Source organism: Mesonia sp. K7 (assembly GCF_003233725.1).
GTDB lineage: Bacteria > Bacteroidota > Bacteroidia > Flavobacteriales > Flavobacteriaceae > Mesonia.
Window position 1 is genome coordinate 1 of sequence record NZ_QKQV01000031.1, and the last position, 1,514, is coordinate 1,514.

Here is a 1,514-nt window from a genome sequence, read left to right on the forward strand (position 1 = left end):
GTGTTCATTTTTTGTTTTCATAAGTGACTATAATTAATGGTCTAATTTTTAGTCAACCTATTTCAGGAAAGTTCATTGTTCATATTGCTGGCAACGGTTTTGTATATGAAAAGTAGCGTGTAAGTAGCTGCATACTTTTCCGACTAAAATAACGTTATTTAATAAGCGATACAAATTAATTTTGGCACAGATTTAGCTATTTTTTATATACATTGTTGGCAGTAGTTATTTTTTTGTAACTTTGCTACGTTCATTTCGCATAAAATGAATAACTTACTAAAATATGAGAGACTTTAATTTACATAAAGAAAAAGCTGTTAATAGCCTTTTATTTGTAGTAAATAATCTTGAAAAGGCTGATACTCACAAGACTTATAAAATTCTTTATTTCGCTGATCAAAAGCATCTTTTAAAGTATGGAAGACCAATTTTTGGTGATACATATGTTAAAATGGAATATGGTCCAGTTCCTTCATTTGTCAAAAATGTTGTTGATGAAAATATTCAAGGGTTGGAAGAAGTAGTTGCTAAATATCACAGGTACTTTGTGAAATCTTTAGCAGAGCCAAATTTAGATTATTTGTCAGAAAGTGATTTAGAATGTCTAAAAGAGGCAATAGAAGAAAATAAAGATTTAGATTTTCCGACATTAACTGATAAATCTCACGATTACGCATACAATAAAGCAGTTTGGAATATCAATTATATTGATATGGCTAAAGCGGTTGGTGCAGATGAAAGTTTACTCAAGTTCATTAGTATGCAGAAAACTAATGATAATTTAGAGTTAATCTAATATGAGTTTAGGGGATTTCTTTCCAGATGATTTAAAAAATCAGTTTGCCAAAAGAAATATAGATTTAGGTAGTGCAATCTTGATTAAAATTCCTGACTTTACTGTTAATTATGATAAATACATAATTGTAGTTGCTAAAGATAATGCAGAAGAGGATATAGCTTATGTTGTTATTAATTCAGAAGCCAATCCAAATGTTGCTTATAATTCATATTTAAAATCTTTACATTTAAAAATAGACAAAGCAAATAACCCTTTTCTTGAAAAAGATAGTTTTGTTGACTGTTCAAAAGTAAGAGAGTTTTCGATTGATACAGTTGTTGAGTTTTTGAAAAAAAATCCTGAAAGAGCTGTTGGAAATATTAGTTCAAGTGATTTAAAATCCATTCACATAACTATCACTACAGCTACTACCATTGAACCATATATTAAGAAAAAGTACGGGTTCTAATTACTGCCAACTCATTATATCAAAACAAATATATACTTTTTAAATTTAGATGTCTGGATAACAACACCCTTTGAGTTAGATTACATATTTAATATGATTTAAAATTTCTTATCCTAGATAAAGGTACAGAATACTTGTCGCTATAATTTAATATAGTTTTTCTTATGCTGTGCAAGAGCAAAAGCTAATCGGCAGCACCGAAGAGACAGAATTAGAAGAATACGATCTTATCAAAAAAGGAGAGATTTTAAGGAATCAAAAACTGAC

At 28.7% G+C, this 1,514-nt stretch carries 2 protein-coding genes; both read left to right on the plus strand.

Features of this window, described 5'->3' with window-relative positions; all coding sequences use genetic code 11:
* The first annotated feature begins 283 nt into the window (after nucleotides 1-283).
* Nucleotides 284-796 (plus strand): Panacea domain-containing protein, encoded by a 513-nt coding sequence (locus tag DNG35_RS12110; RefSeq protein WP_111129547.1) that lies wholly within the window; start codon nucleotides 284-286, stop codon nucleotides 794-796.
* 1 nt (nucleotide 797) lies between these two features.
* On the plus strand, nucleotides 798-1,247 hold the full coding sequence (locus DNG35_RS12115; RefSeq protein ID WP_111129549.1) for a hypothetical protein: 450 nt from the start codon (nucleotides 798-800) through the stop codon (nucleotides 1,245-1,247).
* Nucleotides 1,248-1,514: the final 267 nt, after the last annotated feature.

Excerpts from the sequence above, each read along its gene's own strand:
- DNG35_RS12110 (WP_111129547.1), top strand. The coding sequence starts at position 284 with ATGAGAGACTTTAATTTACATAAAGAAAAAGCTGTTAATAGCCTTTTA.
- DNG35_RS12115 (WP_111129549.1), top strand. The coding sequence starts at position 798 with ATGAGTTTAGGGGATTTCTTTCCAGATGATTTAAAAAATCAGTTTGCC.